General features: G+C 64.1%; 1 protein-coding gene. It reads left to right on the plus strand.

Annotated elements, in window-relative coordinates:
• On the plus strand, nt 1-871 hold an 871-nt coding region (locus tag IVB32_RS32365; RefSeq protein ID WP_247412677.1), incomplete at both ends, for a PAS domain S-box protein.

Consider the following 871-nt stretch of genomic DNA (forward strand, 5'->3'; position numbering starts at 1 on the left):
GCGGGACGCTCGCGCGACGAATTGCTCGGAATGACCTTCTTCGACTACACCGATCCCGACGACCAGGCGGAGGATGCCGAACTGTACGTCCGGCAGGTCCGCGGCGACATCGAGAACTACACCACCCGCAAGCGGGCATTGCGGCCCGATGGATCCGTGCGCTATCTCGATATATTCAGCTCGTCGGTGCGGGATTCGGGAGGCCGCTTCCTTTATGGCGTGCGCGTTGCCCAGGATGTCACCACCACCAAGCAGCTGGAGGACCGCCTGCGCGAGGGCGAGCAGCGGATGCGCGATCTCCTTGAGGCGTTGCCGGCTGCCATCTACACGACGGACGCCGAGGGCCGCATCAATTTCTTCAATCGGGCCGCGGTCGAGATGGCGGGTAGGACGCCGCAGCCGGGCGACGAGTGGTGTGTGACCTGGAAGCTCTATTGGCCAGATGGCACGCGGTTGCCACACAACGAATGCCCGATGGCCATCGCGCTGCGCGAGAACCGTGAGGTCCGCGGTGCCGAAGCCGTGGCCGAACGCCCCGACGGCAGACGCGTACCATTTATTCCTTATCCGACGCCCCTGCGAGACGCCGCGGGCAATCTGGTTGGCGCCATTAACATGCTGGTCGATATCAGCGAGCGCAAGCGCGCCGAGAACGCCCAAAAGGTGCTCATCGACGAGCTCAACCATCGTGTGAAGAACACTCTGGCCACCGTGCAGTCGCTTGCGAACCAGACGGCTCGCCACGCGGGCGACCTGAAGGAATTTCTGCCGACGTTCACTGGACGGCTGCTTGCACTGGCCCGCGCGCACGACCTGCTCACCAGGCGAAACTGGCAGGACGCACCTTTCGAACAGCTGGTCCACGACGTCG

The organism is Bradyrhizobium sp. 23, from assembly GCF_023073295.1.
GTDB classification, from domain to species: Bacteria; Pseudomonadota; Alphaproteobacteria; order Rhizobiales; family Xanthobacteraceae; genus Bradyrhizobium; species Bradyrhizobium canariense_D.